The 21963-nt window shown below is 64.3% G+C and carries 15 protein-coding genes; 9 read left to right on the top strand and 6 right to left on the bottom strand.

The genetic code is table 11. The features are described 5' to 3' along the window. Positions 1–33: 33 nt before the first annotated feature. On the bottom strand, positions 34–540 hold the full coding sequence (locus NIBR502770_RS10800; RefSeq protein WP_141181925.1) for an Rv3235 family protein: 507 nt from the start codon (positions 538–540) through the stop codon (positions 34–36). A gap of 151 nt (positions 541–691) precedes the next feature. Continuing rightward, complete coding sequence (locus NIBR502770_RS10795; RefSeq protein ID WP_141181924.1) at positions 692–1576, bottom strand: LysM peptidoglycan-binding domain-containing protein; 885 nt, start codon at positions 1574–1576, stop codon at positions 692–694. A 94-nt stretch (positions 1577–1670) separates the two neighbouring features. Between NIBR502770_RS10795 and NIBR502770_RS10790 the strand changes: the two genes are divergently transcribed. Next, positions 1671–2276 carry a hypothetical protein gene (locus NIBR502770_RS10790; RefSeq protein ID WP_371416456.1) on the top strand — a complete coding sequence of 202 codons (606 nt, stop codon included), beginning with the start codon at positions 1671–1673 and terminating at the stop codon, positions 2274–2276. Positions 2277–2281: 5 nt separating this feature from the next. On the opposite strand, the gene NIBR502770_RS10785 is transcribed toward NIBR502770_RS10790, so the two are convergent. After that, a complete protein-coding gene (locus NIBR502770_RS10785; protein ID WP_018768505.1) occupies positions 2282–2497 on the bottom strand; it encodes a helix-turn-helix domain-containing protein in 216 nt (71 codons plus the stop codon). Between the two features lie 151 nt (positions 2498–2648). On the opposite strand from NIBR502770_RS10785, the gene NIBR502770_RS10780 reads away from it, so the two are divergent. The 4 genes from NIBR502770_RS10780 to NIBR502770_RS10765 are packed head-to-tail and all read left to right on the top strand — an operon-like array spanning position 2649 to position 10994. Continuing rightward, positions 2649–3290 carry a hypothetical protein gene (locus tag NIBR502770_RS10780; RefSeq protein WP_141159972.1) on the top strand — a complete coding sequence of 214 codons (642 nt, stop codon included), beginning with the start codon at positions 2649–2651 and terminating at the stop codon, positions 3288–3290. Further along, positions 3287–4591 carry a P-loop NTPase gene (locus NIBR502770_RS10775; protein WP_141181923.1) on the top strand — a complete coding sequence of 435 codons (1305 nt, stop codon included), beginning with the start codon at positions 3287–3289 and terminating at the stop codon, positions 4589–4591. Before NIBR502770_RS10780 ends, NIBR502770_RS10775 begins: the two co-directional genes overlap by 4 nt. A gap of 55 nt (positions 4592–4646) precedes the next feature. Further along, positions 4647–9500 (top strand): NAD-glutamate dehydrogenase, encoded by a 4854-nt coding sequence (locus NIBR502770_RS10770; protein ID WP_141181922.1) that lies wholly within the window; start codon positions 4647–4649, stop codon positions 9498–9500. A 27-nt stretch (positions 9501–9527) separates the two neighbouring features. Next, on the top strand, positions 9528–10994 hold the full coding sequence (locus tag NIBR502770_RS10765) for a sensor histidine kinase (protein ID WP_141159975.1): 1467 nt from the start codon (positions 9528–9530) through the stop codon (positions 10992–10994). 148 nt (positions 10995–11142) lie between these two features. Here NIBR502770_RS10765 and NIBR502770_RS10760 read toward each other — a convergent pair whose 3' ends face one another. Continuing rightward, positions 11143–11391, bottom strand: a complete 249-nt coding sequence (locus NIBR502770_RS10760) for a WhiB family transcriptional regulator (protein WP_003804966.1) — start codon at positions 11389–11391, stop codon at positions 11143–11145. Between the two features lie 340 nt (positions 11392–11731). On the opposite strand from NIBR502770_RS10760, the gene NIBR502770_RS10755 reads away from it, so the two are divergent. Continuing rightward, positions 11732–12103: a hypothetical protein gene (locus tag NIBR502770_RS10755; protein WP_141159976.1), complete on the top strand. Its 372-nt coding sequence runs from the start codon at positions 11732–11734 to the stop codon at positions 12101–12103. A 58-nt stretch (positions 12104–12161) separates the two neighbouring features. On the opposite strand, the gene NIBR502770_RS10750 is transcribed toward NIBR502770_RS10755, so the two are convergent. Next, on the bottom strand, positions 12162–16238 hold the full coding sequence (locus NIBR502770_RS10750; RefSeq protein WP_141181921.1) for an FtsK/SpoIIIE domain-containing protein: 4077 nt from the start codon (positions 16236–16238) through the stop codon (positions 12162–12164). 179 nt (positions 16239–16417) lie between these two features. Between NIBR502770_RS10750 and NIBR502770_RS10745 the strand changes: the two genes are divergently transcribed. The 3 genes from NIBR502770_RS10745 (at position 16418) to NIBR502770_RS10735 (ending at position 20280) form a co-directional block, all read left to right on the top strand. Then, the gene (locus NIBR502770_RS10745) at positions 16418–17002 is read left to right on the top strand and encodes an acyltransferase (protein WP_141159978.1); all 585 of its coding nucleotides are present in this window, start codon (positions 16418–16420) and stop codon (positions 17000–17002) included. Between the two features lie 123 nt (positions 17003–17125). Next, positions 17126–18313, top strand: a complete 1188-nt coding sequence (glf, locus tag NIBR502770_RS10740) for a UDP-galactopyranose mutase (protein WP_141159979.1) — start codon at positions 17126–17128, stop codon at positions 18311–18313. Beyond that, positions 18310–20280 (top strand): glycosyltransferase, encoded by a 1971-nt coding sequence (locus NIBR502770_RS10735; RefSeq protein ID WP_141159980.1) that lies wholly within the window; start codon positions 18310–18312, stop codon positions 20278–20280. Before glf ends, NIBR502770_RS10735 begins: the two co-directional genes overlap by 4 nt. Positions 20281–20347: 67 nt before the next feature. On the opposite strand, the gene NIBR502770_RS10730 is transcribed toward NIBR502770_RS10735, so the two are convergent. Further along, complete coding sequence (locus NIBR502770_RS10730) at positions 20348–21931, bottom strand: DUF2142 domain-containing protein (RefSeq protein ID WP_141181920.1); 1584 nt, start codon at positions 21929–21931, stop codon at positions 20348–20350. Positions 21932–21963 lie beyond the last annotated feature (32 nt).

The raw sequence follows: 21963 nt of genomic DNA, 5'->3' as shown, positions 1-21963 counted from the left end.
ACAGCGTTTCTGTCCCGTGCTGCCTTCGGAGAGTCAACCGATAACGAGTTCAACGACCCGCCAAACCTGCTTGCTGCGCTCAAGCCGGACGGCAACGGCACGTGCCCGGACGTCATCCACCACCACGGCACTTGCCTCGTAGATCCCCTCGGCCACCTCGCACACCCGCACTGAGCGGACAGTGGAATTCCGGTGGAGCCGGGCCAGCGCGGGATTCCCCGTCCTTGTAAGTTCCCTCCTGATCAGTGCGGCCCGGTGCTGCAGCGATGCGAGGCACCGCGGATCAAGGCGCCGAGCCAACTGGTGAATGGGCCGGACCCCGGCAAGGACTTCCATGGAGGCCTGGACCGTTCCCCTGGTGATGGCCTTGACTTCCGCTGCCTCGTTGATTGGCCGCAGTGACGGCGTGTTCGCACCGGGGGGCGGGCCTGCGGGCGCCGCGTTGCCTGTCCCCGACGGGGGTTTGGCCAAGCCCGTTCCGCCGTTGACGGTGTTGGCGGCCATCTCCCGGACGGCCCGTACCGGTGTCACTGCGGTCATTGTTTTCCCCTTGCTTCAGATAGCTGACGGTTTGAGCGGCTGTATTGGCGTTGGATGGCTCCGCAGGCCATGCAGATACGGCGTGAAGGCATAGTGGTGCGACGTCCCGGTCCTGCCGGACACGTGGCGGGCGCAACGGGGGCGGTGAACGCTAGGGTCCTGCAGGCGCCTGAAGAATCTGGCCCGGAAGCAGGACGTCCGGACTGCCACCAATAACGGCCCGGTTCGCTGCATACCACCGCGGCCACTCAAGGGCTATGTCCACATCCGATGCCCCCGGCCCCAACTGGGCGGCCACGATGGACCACAGCGTGTCCCCGGCGAGAACGGTAACTTGGTCCGGCTGCGTATCCGTTCCAGGACCCTCCGGCTTCGGCCCCGCCGTGGTCCTGCTTTGGGGTGCGGCGAGCAGGCCAGGTTCAACGACAGGGGAAGCGGGCTGCCACCCTGGGGTAAGTGCGGTGGTGGGCGTCCCGGCCGTTGGCTGCCATTGGGGCGACGCGTTTTCCAAAATGGTCCGTGGGGTCTCCGTGCTGACCTGTTGAGCTGGGGAAGGGATCCCGGGCTGGCCATCCTGGTCCGTGGCCGGAACGCCGTTGGCCGGTGCATGAGTGGAAGGAGCCGCGGAGGATTGCCCGTAAGTTGGTGTCCACTCCGGCCCCGGCCCAGTGGTGGCGGCCTGCGCTGCGGCCCCTGCCAACAGCTGTATCGAGAGGGCGGCGACCAGTGCCCTTCGCATGAAGGCGGGAGAGAGCTTGCGGGTGGCGGCCGCGGCCCTATGCCGCCCCAGCCGCTCCAGCAGGAGGGAAGTTCCAGCACACCCCATCGAAAATACCCACCACAGCAATAGCCCCATACCGGCAGCGGCCGCGGCCGCAGCCAGGAGGAATTCAACGGATGCTTCCTGCGCGCCGGCTGCCGAAACCCGCCATTGTTCCAACAGCCCTGATCCCAGGACGCTGAGCAGGAAGCCGAGCACCAGCAGGGCCATCACCATGGCGGCATCCTGCCACTCCCTGGAGTTCAATCGACTCATTTTTCCGCCTTTGGATCTGTTTGATGCAATTAGATGTTGTTTGGTTCAGTTTGAACCGCTTGGACGAGGTTTGTCCAGACTTGGAATGAAAAGTATGCGCGTTGACTGGCGGCGCAGCGCATCCTACGCTGGCGGGATGCGCTGGGATGCCCTCTTCAATGACATGGAAAGCCAGCTCGCGGAGGCCGATCGGCTGGCGCTCGACGCCGAGGTCGGTGAGCGGACACGGGCCGAGATGGTTGGCCTGCGGCTCGAAGACAGGCTGCGGGCAGTTCTCGGCTGCAGGATCGGGGTCCATCTGCTGTGCGGCGAGTCTGCGGCGGGTGAACTGACCCACGTCGGGGCGGATGCCCTGGTCCTGGATGAAGACCGGCATCAGGTGCTGGTTCCCTATGCGGCTGCAGCGCGATACGTGGGTCTCGGCAGGCATGTCCGGCCGGAGAGTTCAGCAGTCCGCCGGGCGCTGGGACTGGCGCATTCCCTCCGGGCGCTGGCGCGCGACCGGGCGGAAGTGACTGTGACGATCGATGGTGGGGCCGGACGGCTGACGGGGGTTATCGACCGGGTTGGCGGGGACTACATCGACCTGGCAGTGGTCAGTCCGGGGGAGGCCCGGAGGACCCACAGCGTGGGCCAGGTGTCAGTCATTCCTTTCACCGCCCTGGCGATGATCAGGTCACCCAAGGCCGGTTCAGTGTAGCGGTGTTACACCGACTTGGAGCGTGACTCCTGGATCATGCGGCTGGCCTCGGCATAGCGTTCCTCGATGTACTGCTCCAGCATCTTTTCTTCCACACGCCACTGCCCGCGGCCGCCCACCTGGATGGCCTTCAACTCACCGCTGCGGACCAAGGCATAAGCGGCGGGGGAGTTGATCTGGAGCTGCTCAGCGACATCCGCGAGCGTGAGGAACCTTGGCATGGATCCATTTTGCCATCATCTGGCATCATTTGTGCCTGTTTTCCACAGATGATCACTATTTGAGTAAATGACTTTTGTTCCCCGGGCCTGGCGGTAACAATGAGGAGTCCGGCCAGAACCGGCAGGTCCGTAAACCTAGGGGGAGAGCGGTATGGTTCCAGATTCAAGCGCCACTGCACCACGGTTGAAGCGCCCATCCTGGAAGGATCCGCGGCTGCTGGTGGGCGTTCTTCTGGTCTTGGTGTCTGTCGCAGGCGTTACCTTCCTGGTGGGGAGTGCCGACCGCACCACAGAGGTCTTCGCTGCCAGGGACGGCATTGCTGTGGGGGAGCGGCTGACTCCGGAGAACGTTGTCCGCGCCAAAGTGCGCCTGGGTGATACGGAACAGCACTACATCACCGCAGCAGAAGGCCTGCCGAAGGATGTTGTCGCCGTGCAGCGGATTGGAAAGGACCAGTTGGTCGCCAAAGCAAGCGTTGGCGGTGCGGACCGGCTGGACCGAAAGCCCGTTGCCCTGAACATCACGCAGACTTTGCCGTCCCAGGCAACTGCCGGCGCCAGGGTTGACGTCTGGGTGGCGCAACCTGATGCCAAGAACGGATTCAGCGAGCCGAAGCTCATCCTTCCCGGAGCCGAAATTGCTGAGGTCACCACAGGCTCAACTGCCCTCGGCTCGTCCAAGACGACGGTGCTGATGGTCCTGGTGGAGGATAAGCAGATGCCGGCGCTGCTGGGTGCGCAGGCCAATGACGCGAAAATATCCGTTGTGTGGAACCCGGGCGGCGTCCGATGAGTATCCCGGTGGTGACCGTAGGCCAGCGCCAGGAGGATCTGGTGGGCGGCCTCGAAAGGCTCCACGGACCCGTTACGGTGGTTCGGAGGTGTACGGAACTTCCCGAGCTTCTTGCGGCCTGTCAAAGCGGACTGGCACGGGCTGCCGTCATTGCCGAGGGGTCCGAGGGCCTGACAGCTTCCCTCGTCGACCGCCTTGGGGCTGTCGGCGTGGCGGTCATTGCGCTGACGGGCGATGCCGACGAGGCAGCCCGGCTCCGGAAGATTGGTGTGGCCTCGACCCTGGCAAGCGTGGAGGCCGCGGAGCTTTCGGAGCGCATCGCCGACGCCGTCGCCCAGCTGACCGGTGCGGCCCGGCCCGCCAACCTGAGTGCGGCCGCTGACACCGGGGCGGCCCTGGCCGCGGACCCAGTGCAGCCCGATGCCGACGCGGAGGGCCACCCCTCCGGCGAGTTGATCGTTGTATGGGGTCCTGCCGGGTCGCCCGGCCGGACCACAGTCGCCGTGAACATTGCCGGGGAGATGGCTGCCGATGGCCGGGACGTCCTGCTGGTCGACGCCGATACCTACGGGGCCAGCGTCGCCGCGGTGCTGGGACTTCTGGACGAGTCAGCCGGACTTGCCCAGGCGTGCCGGCTTGCAGACCAGGGCCTGCTGGACTCGGACGCCCTCCGGAAGGTGGCCGCCACGGTTGCCACGGCGTCCGGGACGTTCCGGGTGCTGACGGGCATAACCCGGGCCGATCGTTGGACGGAACTGAGGGCCACTGCCTTGGCGCTCGTCCTTGAACGGGCCCGGCAGATCGCGGAGGTTGTGGTGGTGGACACCGGCTTCTGCCTCGAGGCCGATGAAGAACTTAGCTTTGACACCATGGCGCCGCGGCGGAATGCGGCCACCCTGCGTCCGCTGGAGCTTGCCGACTCCGTGTACGCCATTGGCGCTGCCGATCCTGTAGGCGTACCCCGGATGGTGCGCGCCCTGGCGGAACTGGAGGGCGCCGTGCCGCAGGCGTCGCCGACTGTCGTGATGAACAAGGTGCGGGCGTCCTCCGTGGGGAGGGCGCCCGAACGCCAGTTGCGGGACGCCTGGGAACGCTACGGCCCGGCATCGGAGCTCAAGGCTTTCCTGCCCTACGATGCCGCCGCCGCAGACGCCGCACTCCTGGCGGGGTCCTTACTGCTTGAAGCTTCTCCGGACTCGGCGCTGAGACACGCGATCCGCGATCTCGTTTGTGCACCCGACCAGCGAAAATCGAGATCATCTGTATTTTCTTCCACACCACGGCGAAGGGCAAAGGACTAGGCTCGCCATAAGAGCTGCAAGGGTGCAGCGAATATCTCTAATGGAGGCGTTGTTGATGTCGTCTGGATCCAGTGTGGAGGACCAGCCCCTGTCCATTGAAGGCTTTGAAGGCTTCATGGGGGACTACTACCAGCACCTGGCTGAGGAAGATGCCCGAAGCTACCCCCGGAATGTCCTGGAGGCGCGCGCCGCTGAGCATCGCCGGGCGGCATCCATCCGGCAGCCCGGGCAGGCAAAGGTATCGATCGTCGACGAAGAAGACAGCAGCGTTGTCTTTGTTGTCACCGATGACATGCCGTTCCTTGTCGACTCCGTCAACGCCGAGCTTGTCCGCCAGCATGCCGCCATCAGGCTGGTAGTCCATCCGCTCTTTGTCGCCACCAGGAACCGGGAAAGCGGCGAACTGGTCAAGGTCAACAGGGTTCCCACGCACCTGGGCATTTCAAGTGGTGACACGGCAGCGATGCCGAACCTCTCCCACCTCATTGCGCAGGGTGAAAATGCCTCGCACATGGAGTCCTGGATCGCCGTCGAAATCCACCGCATCTCCGACGAAGCCAAGGCCGCACTGCTCGCGGGCCTCACCCGTGTCCTGAACGACGTCCGGGCGGCCGTCGAGGACTGGCCCAGGATGCGCCAAAAAGCGCTGGAGATCGCCGAGAGCCTGGACCGGGTGGCCAACTCCGCCCAAATTGCCGAACTGCGGCAGGCCAAGGACCTGCTCCGCTGGCTCGACGACGGGAACTTCACGTTCCTTGGCTACCGCGAATACGACCTGCTCAACGTTGACGGCGAAGACGTCCTCGAACTGCGCGAGGACAGCGGCCTCGGCCTGCTCCGGGCATCCGCGGATTCGCCCCACATCCAGCACCTCACCGACACCGGCCGCAAAAAGGCCCGGGAGAAGCGCGCCCTCGTGATCACCAAGGCCAACTCGCGGTCCACGGTTCACCGGTCCGCCTACCTTGATTACATTGGCATCAAGAGCTTCGACGCCGCCGGGAACGTCAACGGTGAACGCCGCTTCATCGGGCTCTTCGCCACCAGCGCCTACGCGGGTTCCGTCCGCGACATTCCCATCGTCAGGGAAAAGGTGGACGCGGTGCTGCAGAACGCAGGTTTCCCGCCTGACTCGCATTCCGGCAAGGACCTCCTGGGAATCCTGGAAACGTACCCCCGCGACGAACTCTTCCAGATCGAAATCCCCGATCTCGCCGCGACCGCCTTTGGAATCCAGAAACTGCAGGAACGACGCCGCACCCGGCTGTTCCTGAGGCCCGATATCTACGGCCGGTTCATGTCTGCCGTGGTCTACCTTCCCCGGGACAGGTACACCACCAACGTCAGGCTCCGCATCGAACAGGAACTGCGCGAAACCTTCCAGGCAGTCTCCATCGACTATGAAGCCCGCATGACTGAATCGGCACTTGCGCGGCTGTTCTTCCGGATCCGGCTGCCCAAGGATGCCGATGTAAGCCACGTCAACAGCGACGAGCTGGAGAAGCGGCTGGTCCGGGCGGCCAGGTCGTGGAGTGAAGGCATCGCGGAGGTCCTGCGCGAGGGCCGCGACGCGGCCGAGGCCAAGGAACTCGCAGCGACCTGGGCCGAGGCCTTCCCGGCCAGCTACCGGGTGGACTATGAAGTCGAGGATGCCCTCGAAGACATCGCGCGGTTCGAAAAGTACGGGGCCGCTGCAGAGCGGAACACCGGCGAGAGGCAGGACCGTCCCGGTGTGCACGTGTACCTTCCCGAAGGTGCAGGGGCAACACTTGAGGAGGATGCCCGGGTCAAGCTCTACATGCTGGAGCCCAAGAGCCTGAGCCAGATCCTGCCGTTCTTCCACAACCTTGGCCTTGAGGTCCTGGACGAGCGGCCCTTTGAAATCGAAACAGCAGACCACCGGGACTTCTTCCTCTACGACCTGGGCCTGAAGTACCCGGCGGGAGTCGATCCGCTGACTACTGGCGGCCTTCTTGCCGACTCCTTCGGCGCGGCAGTCACCGGTGCCGCGGAATCGGACAACTTCGACCGCCTGGTGCTGCGCGAAGGCCTGCACTGGCGGCAGATCACGGTCCTGCGGGCCTACGCCCGCTACATGCGCCAAATGGGCAACAGCAGCTCCTTCGGCTTCATGGCGGACACGCTCCTTGCCAACCCCGATGTCACCAGGGGTCTGACCGCGCTCTTCGCCGCCCGCTTCGACCCCTCCCTCGGTGAGACTGAGCGCGCTGAGACGCAGGCGTCCGTGCGGCAGGAACTGGCAGCGTCCATCGAAAAGGTCGCCACCCTTGATGCTGACCGGGTGCTGCGCACCTTCGTGAACCTCATCGAGGCAACCCTGAGGACCAACTTCTACCAGGACAAGCCGCACCTGAGCTTCAAGCTCGATCCGGCCCGGATCGAAGGCCTGCCGTTCCCCCGGCCCATGTTCGAAATCTGGGTTTACGCACCCCGGGTCGAGGGTGTGCACCTTCGGTTCGGCAAGGTGGCCCGCGGCGGGCTCCGCTGGTCCGACCGGCGGGAGGACTTCCGCACCGAGGTCCTGGGCCTGGTCAAGGCACAGACTGTCAAAAACGCCGTCATCGTGCCCACGGGGGCCAAGGGCGGCTTCTTCGCCAAGCAGCTCCCGGACCCTTCCACGGACAGGGCGGCGTGGATGGCGGAAGGCGTGGAAAGCTACAAGACATTCATCCGCGGGTTGCTGGACCTCACTGACAACCTCCTGACTGAAGGTGACGGCGAGCGGCTTGTGCCGCCGTCGAACGTTGTCCGGCATGACGACGACGACTCCTACCTGGTGGTCGCGGCAGACAAGGGCACGGCTACTTTCTCGGACATCGCCAACGGGCTGTCGGCGGAGTACGGCTTCTGGCTGGGGGACGCTTTTGCCTCCGGCGGTTCCGTGGGATACGACCACAAGGCCATGGGCATCACCGCCCGCGGTGCCTGGGAATCGGTGAAGCGCCACTTCAGCGAGCTGGACCTGGACACCCAGAGAGAACCCTTCACCGTCGTTGGCGTGGGGGACATGTCCGGTGACGTGTTCGGGAACGGGATGCTGCTCTCCCGGCACATCCGCCTGTTGGCGGCCTTTGACCACCGCCACATCTTCCTGGACCCCAATCCTGACGAGGAATCCTCGTTTGCGGAGCGGCAGAGGCTGTTCAACCTCCCCAGGTCCTCCTGGGACGACTACGACAAGTCGCTGATCAGTGAAGGCGGCGGTGTCTTCGCCCGCCAGGCCAAGTCCATTCCCGTGTCGCCGCAGGTCCGGGCCGCCCTGGGGATCCCGGCGGAAACCGCAGAGCTTAGCCCGCCCGAGCTCCTGCGTGCCATCCTGCTGGCGCCGGCCGACCTGCTTTACAACGGCGGAATCGGGACCTACGTCAAGGCGTCGTCCGAGTCCAACGCTTCCGTGGGCGACAAAGCCAACGATGCCATCCGGGTCAACGGCCGCGACCTGCGGGTCAAGGTAGTGGGCGAAGGCGGGAACCTGGGAATGACCCAGCGCGGCCGGATTGAGGCAGCCCTGCAGGGCGTCATCCTCAATACCGACGCCATAGACAACTCCGCCGGCGTGGACTGCTCCGACCACGAGGTCAACATCAAGATCTTCGTTGACCGGATGGTCGCGGCCGGCAAGCTGCCGGCCGCGGAACGCGCAGAGTTCCTTGCCGCCATGACCGATGAAGTGGGACGCCTGGTCCTCGAGGACAACATCGACCAGAACATCCTGCTCCTGAACGACCGGACGCGCGTGGCGGAATGGAGCCCGAGCTACGAGCGGCTCATGGACTGGCTGGAGAAAAGCGCCGACCTGAAGCGCGACCTGGAGGCCTTGCCCACCACGGAGACCCTGCGGGAGCGGCTCCAGCAGGGCCAGGGACTGACCTCGCCGGAGCTGTCGGTGCTGGCCGCCTACGCAAAGATCGAGCTGGCGTCGGCCCTGAGGGACAGCGACCTTGCCGATGACCCCTGGTTCCGGGACACGCTGCGTTCCTACTTCCCGCACCAGCTCCGTGAGCGTTTTGACGCCGAGCTGGACACCCATCCGCTGCGGCGCGAAATCATCGCCACGGTGGTGGCCAATGACATGATCAACCTCGGCGGCATCACCTTCGCATTCCGGGTCATGGAGGAAACGTCCGCCAGCGAGGTAGCGGTTGCCAAGGCATTCGTGGCGCTTCGCGAGGTGTACGAGCTCGACGCCATGGTGGCGGAGCTCAACAGCCTGCCGGCATCCTTCCCAACGGAGCACTGGAGCACTGTGCACCTGGACATCCGGCGGCTCCTGGACCGGGCAGTCCGCTGGCTCTTGAGCCAGGAAAGTGTCTCTCGCCCCATCGCCGAGGTTGTGGCAGAGTTCAAGCCGCTGATGGATCCAATGCGCGCCCGGCTGTTGGACTACCTCCGTGGGGACGACCGCGAGCGGGTGGCGGCATGGCTGGCCAAGGGCCGGGAGTGGGAACTCCCCGAAGGCCTTGCGCTGCGCTGGGCCGAGCTGTTCGAGAGCTTTGTGCTGCTGGACATTGCCAAGATCGCCCGCTCCCGGAAGGACCGGGTGGAGGACATTGCGGCGGTCTACTACACCGTGTTCAACCGGTTCCATGCGGACTCACTCCTTGAGCGGATCAGCAGCCTCCCACGGCAGGACCGGTGGCAGGCATTGGCGCGGGCGGCCTTGCGCGATGACCTGTACTCGACGGTGTCGGATATGACGACGGCGGTGCTGGACGCCACGTCCACGGCTGAGTCGCCGGACGCGCGGCTCAAGGACTGGGAAGCACAAAACGCCGAGCAGTTGGGCCGGGCAAAGAGCATGTTCGACGAGGTGAACGCGCTCGAGGCGGACGACATGGCCTCGCTGTCGGTAGCATTGAGGCTCTTGAGGTCAATCGTCCGGCGCTAGGTTTTCGGCGCCGCAACTGGAGGTGCAGTGGCAATCTTTACGGACCCCATCAGGGAACACGCTGATTTCGGGCCTGGCGATGCTGAGTGGCTGCACCTCCTGGTGGGGGACTGGCAGATGGTCGCGGACCTTGCGTTCGCCGACCTTGCGCTCTGGTTCCCCCACCCGGAGCTTGGCTACATTGCCCTGGCACATGTGCGTCCTTCCACCACACACACGGCATTCCACAGCGACTTCGTTGGTGAGGGCATCCGCTCGGACCTGCAGCCGCTTGTGGACAAGGCATGGAACAGCAGATCCATCGAGCGTTCCAGCGAGACAAACTGGAACAGCGAGATGGCCCTGCGGGTCGAGGCAGTCCCCATGGTGCGCAACGGCAGGACACTGGCCGTGGTGACCACCCATATGGATCTCTCCAGTTCACGGATGCCGTCGCGGCTGGAATTGACCTACCGGCAGTGCGCCTACGATCTCCTGCGGATGGGCACGCTGGGTCTGTGGCCTGACTTTGCCTCGCCCACAGGATCCCGCCGCGGCGCCCCCCGCGTCGGGGACGGGCTGATCAGGCTGGATGCCGACGGCGTGGTGCAGTACGCGAGCCCGAACGGCGTTTCAGCCTTTCGCCGCTTAGGTGACGGGGAATCCCTGGAAGGCCGTTCGCTCGCTGAAGTCACCGCTGGCCTGCTCAAGGACCGCCGGCTGGTCGACGAGACCCTGCCGCTTGTCGTTACCGGCCGCATGCCCTGGCGCAGCGAGATTGAGTCCAGGGGGGTGAGCCTGTCCCTGCGGGCCATTCCGCTCCGCGACGAGCAGCAGCGGTTCGGTGCGTTGGTCCTCTGCCGCGATGTCTCAGAGCTGCGCCGGCGTGAGATGGAGCTGGTGACCAAGGATGCGACCATCCGCGAAATCCACCACCGCGTCAAGAACAATCTGCAGACCGTGGCCGCGTTGCTGCGGATGCAGTCCCGGCGCATGGTGAGCGACGAAGCGAAGCAAGGCCTGGAGCAGGCGATGCGCCGGGTGGCCACCATTGCACTGGTCCACGAGACGTTGTCCCAGGGGCTGACTCAAAGCGTCGATTTCGACGAACTGATCGGGCGCCAGTTCCGGCTGTCCGCTGAAGTGGCTTCCCCCTCGCAGCAGGTCAGGACTGAACGCTCCGGCAGCTTCGGGGAACTCCCAAGCGATCTTGCTACTCCGCTGGCCCTGGTCATCAACGAACTGGTGACCAATGCTGTGGAGCACGGCCTGGAAGGAAGGGCCGGCACAGTGTGGCTCGTGGCCGACCGATCCGAAGGGGAGGACGGTGAGGAGCTGACGGTGACCATTGCCGACGACGGCGTGGGACTCCCGCAGACACCGCACGTGGAGGGCCTTGGCCTGCAGATCGTCCGGACCCTCGTTACCAGTGAGCTGGGCGGCACGATTATGTGGGAGCGCCGTGAGGGCGGCGGCACCGAGGTCAAGATCCGGCTGAGCCTGGCCGGCAGGTAGGGGCCCGCAGGCGCGGCGGGCTGCCGCCCTGGCCGCGGCGGGGGAGTGGAACTGACAGAGGCCCCGGGACGATCCATTTCTGGATGGTCCCGGGGCCTCTGTGCGTCGGTTTCGTTGCTCCGGACGATGTTATGCCGGTGCGGGGTTTCTAGGAAGCGCGGCGTGCGCGGGCAGCGCGGCGCTTGAGGGCACGGCGCTCATCTTCGCTCATGCCGCCCCAGACGCCGGCGTCCTGGCCGGATTCGAGGGCCCACTGCAGGCAGGTGTCGACAACGGGGCACCGGCGGCAGACGCTTTTGGCTTCCTCGATCTGCAGCAGGGCCGGTCCTGTGTTCCCTACGGGGAAGAACAGTTCCGGGTCCTTGTCGAGGCACGCTGCGCGGTTACGCCAATCCATGCTGATCAGTAGCTCCATTTCTGGGAAGTGCCTTTGTGAAATTATTCACTAGTGGCTACAAAGGAAAAGGGCCCTCTGGGCCCCCTTGGTCATCTGCATCAAGCCTGTCATGTTAACGCTGTGTAAACAAGGGGTAATAACGCCTGATATCCCATGAAACCTGAGCGATGCATCACAGTGGCGGCTCCGGCCCTCACCAGTGTCCGACTATGTCCGGTAGGGTGCCAGTGTGTCAAGACCCCCGGTAAACCCAGCAGGTACTCCGTCCCCCTCCAGCGAGCCCGGCAGCCCCGGCGGGACTGGTTGGCGGAGCGGCCCTGTCCCAGGGGCTGCGACGGCGGTGGCAGCCATTGCTGGTGCCGAGGCGACGGCCCTCCTCGCGGCGGCCGGCTGGTATGCCTACGAACTTCTCAGCGGCAGCCCGGTGCTGTCCTTTTGGGGAGCTGTCTTTACCCTGGGCCTCCTGCTCGGCTTCTCGGCCTGGCTTTACGCGGTGGCAGTGTTCCTCTACCGCGGTTACCGGTGGACCAGGGCCGCCGCGCTGGTGGCCCAGTTGTTCGTCCTCACCATAGGCATGCCCACCTTAACCAGTGGCCTGGTCCCGGCAGGGTTGGCGATGCTGGTTCCTGCCGTCATTGCCATCGTCCTCCTTTTCACCAATAAGGTTGTCAGCCACGCGTCCCGCACAGGCAGCGCCCCGCCAACGCTTTGATCGCGGACATGCCGTTATTGCCATAGCAGCCGGCATCGGGGCCAACGAACGAACGCAATCACTCATCCGTCCCAGCCCACGCCACCTGGAACGGGACTGCGCGGCCGCCGGAGATCAAGACAGCCCGCCCCGGTGGGGAATTGGATTCGACATCGAACCGGACACCGAAGAGGTCGCCATCGGCCATGGAACGCGGGCCGAGCAACAGGCCGATGCCGGAAGCCCGGGCGGTCATCATCAGCGGGACGCGCTGGAGGAGCATGGGACTGTAGGCAGCAGAAACCACCAGGGAATGCCCCAAGGAATGCAGTTGACCCAAATCCCTTAGTGCCTGCGGCGCAAGTTGGTCGGCGTCGTCGACCAACCACGTTGTTTCCCGCGGGAATAACCTGTCTTCGGCCTGTCGGAGGATGCCGGCCCAAAACTCTTCTGGGGAGTGCGGTGGCCCTTGATGTGCGCGCCAGGGTTGGGATGGATTAAGCGCCTGCAGTGCCCGCAGTGTGTTGCTCTTACCGCTTCCCGGGCCGCCAAGAACGGCCACTACCGTGTTACCCGGGACGCGGACAAACGCGGCGGCAACCTCGTCTCCGGCCACCCCCAGCAACTTATCGCGCTGCACCGCATGGACCGGAGTGCTACCCGTCCCGCGGTCGCTGGCGGAGGGGTCCTGACCTGCTGGGATCTGAACTGTTGGCGGCTGTTCCACTGCCGCCAGAGCCATCGCTTCGACCTCCCGGACCGTGATCAGCGCAGGGAGAGGCTCAACCCGGATGGGAGGTACCAGGTGGCCCGGATACTCCGGGCCATTTTCGAGCGGCCACTCCGGGGCACGTCGCCGATAAATCTGACAGATTGCAGGGCTGCCGCCTGAGACCGGCCCGAAGGCAACAGCCCGTCCCTCGGTGGCGGGCATCGAGGGAATTCGCGGCCACATGGCGCGGCCTTCCTCGGTGGAACCGGCAGGGAAGTAGAAACGGTTGGGTACGGCGCCGAAAAATCTGGCTGTGACAAGTTCCCGCTCCCCGGTGAGCAGAACCGTGATTCCTGCCTTGGCACCGTCACGGACAAGGTCATGCACCAAATCTTCAGCCCAGGCCAGCGGCCCCGAACGGAAAGCCGACACCCAGGATCCCCAGCCCGAAACGACCAGGACAACACGTACCTGTCCCTGCGCTGGATGGCTCCTCCGCCGGCCCAGCTCACCGGCCAACCGCTCAAGAATCCGCACCCCCCGCCGCAGATCGTCCAGTCCGGCCCGGGCGCCCATCCGGCCCGTGCCAGCCAGCCCGAGGAAACTTCCCGCTGCGTCCAGGACATAGAAATGGGCTTCCTGGGGCCTGGTGAGCAGCTTGTGGACGGCGAGTTCCTGGGCTGCCTGCGAGCCGGACGCGGGGCTGCCGATAAACGCTGCGTGGCCGTGGTGGGCGGGATCCCACACCAGGGGTTCCAACCGTTGCTTGTCCGGCGTATCCATAAGGCCGAGGCAAACACCGGAGGCCGCGTCCGCGTGTTCCGGGGCCCACAGGCCGGGGACACCAGAGGCTGGTGACGGGCGGGGAGCAGGTTCTTCCAGGTCCTCCGGCAGGGCGGGGGCAACGGGCCTCCTTGGCGCCTTCTTGCCCTCGTGGGTGCAGAGGTTCCGCACCAATGCCAGCAGGGGTTCCACTGCCTGCACGGGAGTAGACACAGGAGCCGGTGCGTTGGCCGGGCCGGCCACCTGGCAGGCCAGGAAGTCCGTCGTCCGGCGGACAGAAACGAAACCCGGACCTTGGTCCGCTGCCACCGAAGCCAGCGAAGCCCCCTGAAACTCCTCGGCGGCCTCCGTTCCACGGACAAGGAAGGCGCGGCCGGGAGCGTCAACGCTGATCTGGGCCGCGCTCCTGCAATTGATAATGTCCACCGACTCCATGTCGGATTGCACGCGAAGGGCGATGCTTGTGGTCACGTTTGCGCGGATATCGGCTGTCAGCGCCCCCTGCGGCCGCTGGGTTGCAATGATCAGGTGAATGCCCAGGGAGCGCCCGATTGACGCGATCCTCAGCAATTCACGGAGCACCTCCGGCAGGTCATCAACCAGCATCCTGAACTCGTCGATGACGATGACGAGGTGTGGGAGGGCAAAATCCTCCGACGCACTGGTGGAACGGTACGTGGTTATGTCCGGGACGTTGGCGTCGGCAAGGCACTTCTCCCGGAGGCGCAGTTCGGCGCGCAACGAGGTCAGCGTTCGTTCCATGTCGGAGCTGGCCAGGTCGGTCTGGAGTCCCACGCAGTGGACGAGGCCACTGAGCGGGCCGAGTCCTGAACCGCCCTTGAAATCGATGAAGAAGAAATTGACCCGCTCGGGCGGATAGCTCAGGGCGAGTGCCAGGGTGAGGCTCCGGAGCAGCTCCGACTTCCCAGAGCCGGTGGTGCCCGCCACCAACAGGTGGGGCCCGTCGTACTGCAGATCAATGGTCTTGGTTCCTGATGCGCAGATGCCCAGCGGTATGGCCAGTCCATCCTTATCGAGGCTTGACTGCCAGCGGTCAGCGGTGGCATCGGGCGTCAATGGCAGGACGTCGCCAAGGCCGCAGACAGCGGGAATGTTGCCCGGCCGGTCGTTGTCCTGCCTCCGTACGACCGCCATATGCCGGCAAAAATCAGAGAACACAGTATCCGGGACCAGATCGGGGACGAAGGTGGTCTCGCGGTGATCCTGGGCCAGGACAGAGTCGCGTTCGGCGAGGACGACGTTGGAAGATGGCGAAGCCCCGTCCTGGGCCTGAAACTGAAGCACTTGCCATCCCCGCCGGATCGCCGCCTCCCGTACCGAGAGGTTAGCGGCTTCTGCCGGGGTGTCTTCCTGGATCAGCAGGACACCGCGCTCGCAGCCGCGGGGATGCCCTTTGTTCACGACAGCGATGGCCGCGTGTGGCGTTGCGGCCAGGGTCACCCGGGACAGGTACCGGGCGGCGAGGGGAAGGCTTTCCGGGTTCCCATGGACCAGAACGTGCGTGGCTCCTGCACCCGGGTACCCTGCCAGTTGCATCAGGACGGACCGCATCGCGCCGTCGGTCGCGGACCGGGGACCGATCACTGCGGTGAACTGACAGTCAGGGTCGAGGACGACCGGAACCATGCCCGCCGACGGCGCCGCCCGACCAGCACCTTGCCCCTCGATCCTGACATTGGCTGCCTGGTCTGCCTGGCCCAGCCGCAACCACACGCCGCGTGCTCCCGTGCCGGACGTCCCATCAGCCGGCTGTGCGGCCAATGCGACGAGGGACAGGGGAGGGGCGCTCCGCCGTCGGCGTTCCCGGTCTTCCGCAACAGCCGCCTTCATGGCATGGGAGAACTCCCTTTTCTCCCGCCTGCCGGAAACAGCAGGAACCAGGACAGACACTACGGACGCCGCGGAAAAGGCGAGGAACATCCACATTCCAGTGAATATGGCCAGCAGCACCCCGATTGCCAGCGGGAGGACCGCAGCCAGGACCAGGGCTGTCCGGTTGCCGGCGTTTGCACGGCCCTGGACGACGATGGGCTCCGTTACGGACGATCCGGCGTCAGCCAAGGCCCGGCCAGGCGGCTCTGCAATAACCAGCGACAGGGTTGACTGCCCGCACCTGATGCTCGACTCCGTGGAGATGACCCTGGTCCGGATCCTTTCGCCGTCGACGTAGGTGCCGTTGGCACTGTCCAGGTCTATCAACAGGATGTCGGTGTCTGTGACCACGATCCGTGCGTGCTCACGCGACAGTTCCGGATCCGGGATGGCTATCCGCGTTCCGCTTCTGCCGATGCTGTAGTTGCCGCGCCGTAAAGGAACGACCGTGCCCGCTGCTGGTCCGCTGTCAACGGCAAGCACCAGGGGAGGCGCCGTGCCGGGAGCCGGCCGCTGGCGGGTGCGCCCGGCGGGCAGGGAGGTACCGCCGTCGACAAGGACCGCTGCTTCTACAAGGGGAGCCACTCCGAGGACCAGGGATCGCAGGTCCTCTCCCTTGACGGCCACGATGCCCGCACGGAATTTCCGGACCAAGTGTTCATGGATTACGGAGCCTGCCGTGCCGGCCGGGGCGCTAATGGACAGTTCCACGGGTGCCTGACCCCGCGCTGATCCGGGGCCATCAACCAGCGTGCAGTTGAGCATCATGGGTTGGGATCCTTCGTGCATGTACCCACACGCTAGCCACAGGACGCAGCCACCGTCAGGCGCTTCGTTGCCTATGTGGATAAACGTGTGGTTTCAGTGGTCCGCTGACGGGGACCGGCCGGTTAGGATCACTACACCCTGGACCTTGCCAGCGGTCCGGCAGCAGCGAAGGAGTCCCTTTGAACACGATTGCTGACAGCGCGGACATCGGCGATGGGGCGCACATAGGCCGCGGCAGCAGGGTGTGGCATCTTGCCCAGGTCAGGGAAGCGGCGCGGCTGGGGGAGAACTGCGTTATAGGCCGCGGTGCCTACATAGGCCCGGGTGTGACCCTGGGGGAGAACTGCAAGGTACAAAATTACGCATTGGTGTACGAACCCGCAGTCTTGGAAGCCGGGGTTTTCATTGGCCCGGCAGTAGTGCTGACTAATGATGTCTTTCCCCGTGCGGTGACCCCGGAAGGGGCATTGAAGACAGAAGATGACTGGGACAAAGTTGGTGTGACCATCAGGCGGGGAGCCGCCATCGGCGCCCGGGCCGTCTGTGTAGCACCCCTGACCATTGGCGCCTGGGCGATGGTGGCGGCAGGCGCCGTCGTCACCAAAGACGTGCCTGACTTTGCCCTCGTGGCGGGTGTTCCCGCACGCAGGATCGGATGGGTGGGAAAGGCAGGCAAACCGCTTCAACACGAGGATGACCGGTGGATTTGCCCGGCAACGGGGGACGCATACTTCGAGAGCGGGGGAGTGCTGCGCCCCGCCTGATGGAGCTTGTGCGCCGGGTCACAGCGCGCCCATTGATTCGACGGGCCCTGCAGTCCCTCGGGTAGGCTGGAGAGGCAGACAATGCACGCCTTTGCGCTGCCCGCATTCGAACCAGGAGATTTTGTGACCGCTGACCTCGTCATCGTAGGGTCCGGCTTTTTTGGCCTGACAATCGCAGAACAGGCCGCCACTGAGCTCGGCCTGAAGGTCGTCGTCATCGACCGCCGCCACCACATCGGCGGCAACGCGTACAGCGAAAAGGAAGAGCAGACCGGGATTGAGATCCACCGGTACGGCGCCCACCTGTTCCACACCTCCAACGAACGCGTGTGGGAATACGTCAACAGGTTCACCACCTTCACCGACTACGTGCACAAGGTTTACGGCGTCCACAAGGGCGAGGTCTATTCCCTGCCCATCAACCTCGCCACCATCAACCAGTTCTTCCGGGCCAACCTCACGCCCGGGCAGGCCAGGGACCTCATCCAGGAGCAGGCCGGCGAACTGGCAGGAACCGACCCCCAGAACCTGAACGACAAGGGCATCCAGCTGATCGGCCGGCCGCTGTACGAGGCGTTCATCAAGCACTACACCGGCAAGCAGTGGCAGACGGATCCCAAGGACCTGCCGGCCGGAATCATCTCCCGGCTTCCCGTCCGGTACAACTACGACAACAGGTACTTCAACGACAAGTACGAGGGCCTGCCCACAAACGGCTACACCGCGTGGATCGAGAAGATGGCGGAGCACCCCAACATCGAGGTGCGGCTCAACACCGACTTCTTCGACGAGTCCCACGAATACAGCAAGGACAAAGTGGTGGGCAACATCCCCGTCGTCTACACGGGTCCGGTTGACCGTTACTTCGACTACGCCGAGGGTGACCTGTCCTGGCGAACCATCGACTTCGAAGAAGAAGTCCTGGAGGTGGGTGACTTCCAGGGCACGTCCGTTGTGAACTACAACGACGACGACGTCCCCTACACCCGCATCATCGAACCCCGCCACTTTCACCCCGAGCGCGATTACCAGACCGAAAAGACGGTCATCATGCGCGAGTTCTCGCGGTTCGCGGAAAAAGGCGACGAACCCTACTACCCCGTGAACACCTCCGCGGACCGGGAGCGCCTGCTCAAATACCGCGATCTTGCGGCAGCCGAGAAGGACGTCCTCTTCGGCGGCCGGCTGGGAACGTACAAGTACCTGGACATGCATATGGCCATCGGAGCTGCTTTGAGCATGTTCGACAACAAGATCAAGCCGCACTTCGAAAGCGGCGTGAAGCTGGAAAGCGGAGGCGTGGACGCATGAGCGTTTCGCCGGGCTGGGCGACACTCCAGCGGGTGATATTCCCGCCGGAATCCGGAGTCGACACCATGTCGCTCTATGCGGACCCCGGCCCGGCAACAGGGATACGTTTCCGGGAAAGCGATGAGTCGGCCCGGAATCCCAAAAGGGCAGAGGACAAGCTGCAACTCGTGGGATCAAGCCAGCGGGAGGTGCACTTCGACGACCTGCTGTCCCGGTTCTCCATCCGCGTGCGCTCAGGGGAGCAAATCTCGCTGGGAACGTATTTCAACGCGTTTCCCGCCAGCTACTGGCGGAGGTGGACACACCTGCGCGAGGTTCGCCTGGTGGTCGAGACGTCCGGCCACGGGTCCATCACCGTCTACAAATCAAACGCGCGCGGCACCATTCAACGCGTGGATGGCACACGGGTCGACGGCGAATCGCGAACAGAATTCAATCTTTCCATCAAACCCTTTGGTGATGGTGGGTGGTATTGGTTCGATCTGGCCTCAAGCCGGGGCGACCTTATCCTGGGTGAGGCCCGCTGGGAGGGGGCGCCCGCAGAACGACCCCTTGAAACGGCGACAATTCAGATCACCACAATGAACAAGCCGGACTTCTGCCTCGCCAACGTCCGTGCCCTGGCGGAACACCCGGAAGCGCTTGAGGTTGCCCGGGAAGTACTGATCGTTGACCAGGGCACCGTCAAGGTGGCTGACCAACCCGGCTTCGCTGAAGTTGCAGCCAGCATCGGCCCCAAGCTTCGAGTGATCGACCAGGCGAACCTGGGTGGTTCGGGAGGGTTCGCCCGCGGAATGTATGAAGCTGTTGAAAACGGCAGCGACTACGTTCTGCTCCTTGACGATGATGTTGTGATGGAACCGGAAAGCATCCTGCGCATGATGGCGTTCTCCGGCCGCTGCCGGAAGCCCACCATTGTCGGCGGCCACATGTTCGACCTGTACAGTCGCAGCACGCTGTATTCAATGGGCGAAACGATTGATTCCCGGCGGTTTTCACCCAGCCAGCCGCACCAGGACATGCAGATGCGGCACGACTTCAGTGTGGCGAACCTCCGGCAGACGCCGTGGCTGCACAGGCGCGTCGACGTCGACTACAACGGCTGGTGGATGTGCCTGATACCCACTTCCGTCATACGCGATATTGGTCTTCCGCTGCCGTTGTTCATCAAATGGGACGACTCGGAATACGGGCTGCGTGCCCGGGCCGCCGGCTACCGGACCGTATCCTTGCCCGGCGCGGCGCTCTGGCACATCTCATGGATTGATAAAGACGACCTGGTTGGCTGGCAGGCATATTTCCACAATCGGAACCGCCTGATAACCGCCCTCCTTCACAGCCCCCAACCGAAGGGCGGCTCCGTGTTGCGGGAATCTTTTCAAGAAGACGTAAAGCACCTCGTCTCGCTCCAGTACTTCACGGTGCAGAACCGGCTGACGGCGAGGTCGGACCTGCTGACCGGCCCCTCCCATCTGCATCCGTCCCTCGCCACCAAGCTGGCCAGCATCAACAAGCTGCGGGACTCCTTCCCCGATGCACAGCTGCGTGAAGACATAGACGATTTTCCGGCCCCTTCACTTGGGGCAGGACTTTCGGGCCGGGGAGAGAGCCAGATGCCTGCGAAGAAGGACATGGTCAAGTGGGGCCTGACGACAGTGGCCCGGCAGTTGCTCAAGCAGCCTTCCGCGGACTCGCTTGAACGCCCGCAGGGTTACCTTGCCCACGTCGACAACAGATGGTTCCGTACAGCGCAGTTTGATTCCGTCGTAGTATCCAACGCCGAGGGAACAGCCGCCTCCTGGTACAAACGTGACCCAAAAAAGCTGAAAGCCATGCTGGGCCAGTCCGCTGTTCAGCACGCGGCGCTCTATAAGAACTGGGACGCGCTTGCAGCTGAATACCGCGCAGCGCTTGCGGACCTGGTATCGATGGAGGCGTGGCGGAAAACCTTCCACGGGAACGGGTAGCTGCACCTAAGCAACGAAACGGCTGCCGGATTCACATCCGGCAGCCGTTTGGCCTTCTAGATAAGGCTCACGCCCGGTCCACAGCGGATACTGACTCTGCAAGGGGCAGGCTGAACACTGCACGTTTCACGGTGAGCAGACGGTACAGGCACACGGCACCGGCGGCCAGAAGTGCGATGTAAATGACCGCGAGTCCCTGCCAGGTCAGCGGCGGCTGCCAACGGGGATCAAACATTTCGGTCCAGTTGACGTGGTCCTGAATACCGATGGTGTAGCGCCGCAGTCCCTCCAGGAAGATGTACGTGTGGGCGAGGACGCCCAGGACCAGGCCCCAACGGATCATGGACTTGGACCAGGGTGTGATCCGGAACTGGCGGAACCGCGTGGTCACCCCGGCCGCCAGAATCAAGGTCACGACCATGGCGAGTGCGTAGCGGCCCTGCCAGATCCAGCCGAGCTTTTCACTCGAACTGGCTTGGAGGGCGGTGGGCACGGCGATGACCGTGACCGTGAGCAGGGCCATGACCCAGCGGCCGCGCACGGGGCGCGCCGTGTAGGCGAGAAACAGCAGGGCCCCGAACCCGAGCACCCAAGTGTACAGGGTGCCCGGCGGGGGCATGGTGTCAATCCAGCCGAGGACACCGACGTACTCGACCATGAAGAACACTGTCTTATCCAGCATGGCGACGGCCGCATCTTCTGCCCGCATGGGTGCGCCGGCGAGAAGGCTGTCGAAGCTCTTGGCGGAGAAGACCCACCAAAGAGCGAACACGCACGACAACGCAGTGATGCCCATCGCTATTTGGAAGCCGCGCTGGGCCAGCGTTTTCATGAGAGTCCCGAAACCGTAGCAGAGTACGGCTGCGATCGCAGCAAGCGCCAGCCACAGCAGTGAAAGCGGACGGGTGTGCGCCAAGAGGGAAGCTGAAAGGGTAAGGAGAACCAGCGGGAGTCGTTGCAGTGATGTCCTGCCGGCCACTTGTTCAAAGACGGCGCACAGGCTGAGGAAGAGGGCGCCAGTGGTCGCAATTTCCAGAGCATTGGGGTTGATGGATCCGGAGAGGAAGAATACGGCCGGCGTCAGGGCAACAGCGGCGGCGATGACGGGCCGCCTGAAGTGGCGAAGCGAGAAGGCGGCCGCGAAGATTGCCGCCAGGAAGAATCCGACGAGCCAGCTGCTGATGATTCTCATGGCATAAATTGCCGGCTCCCCGCTGAGGCCCCGGCTTCCCATGCCAACGATCCCGTAATAGACAGGATTGTAGTTTCCGGCAGACGTCTTTCCTGCGGTCCAGCCGCGGTCCGTGGCGTCGATCGGCCGGGCGCAGTCCGCCGTGATGTTCGAGTGCTGGGCAAAGCAACTGCGGACATTCAGGTTCGCAATGTATCCCGGGACCTGGACAACCAAAGGATCGCCCTGCACGCCGGACCCTGTACCCATAAGTTGCCCCCTCGCCACCGCAGCAGCCTTAATGGCGTGCGCGGGTTCGTCAGGGACGGACATCAACGGGGACGCGAAACTCCACACGCTGCCAATGGAGCCGAAAATCAGCCAGGCAACGATGAGGACCCGGATTGGCGACGGCGGGAGGCGGCGCGGGCCGGCAGTCCTGATTTTGGGCATGGGCAAGGGGCGAGTCGAATACGGCATGATAGCTTTAAGGATACTTGGAGGCGGGCTGT

This window comes from Pseudarthrobacter sp. NIBRBAC000502770 (assembly GCF_006517815.1).
Taxonomy (GTDB): Bacteria; Actinomycetota; Actinomycetes; order Actinomycetales; family Micrococcaceae; genus Arthrobacter; species Arthrobacter niigatensis.
Note: the sequence above shows the minus strand (reverse complement) of the source record. Positions and strands in the feature narration are given on the sequence as shown.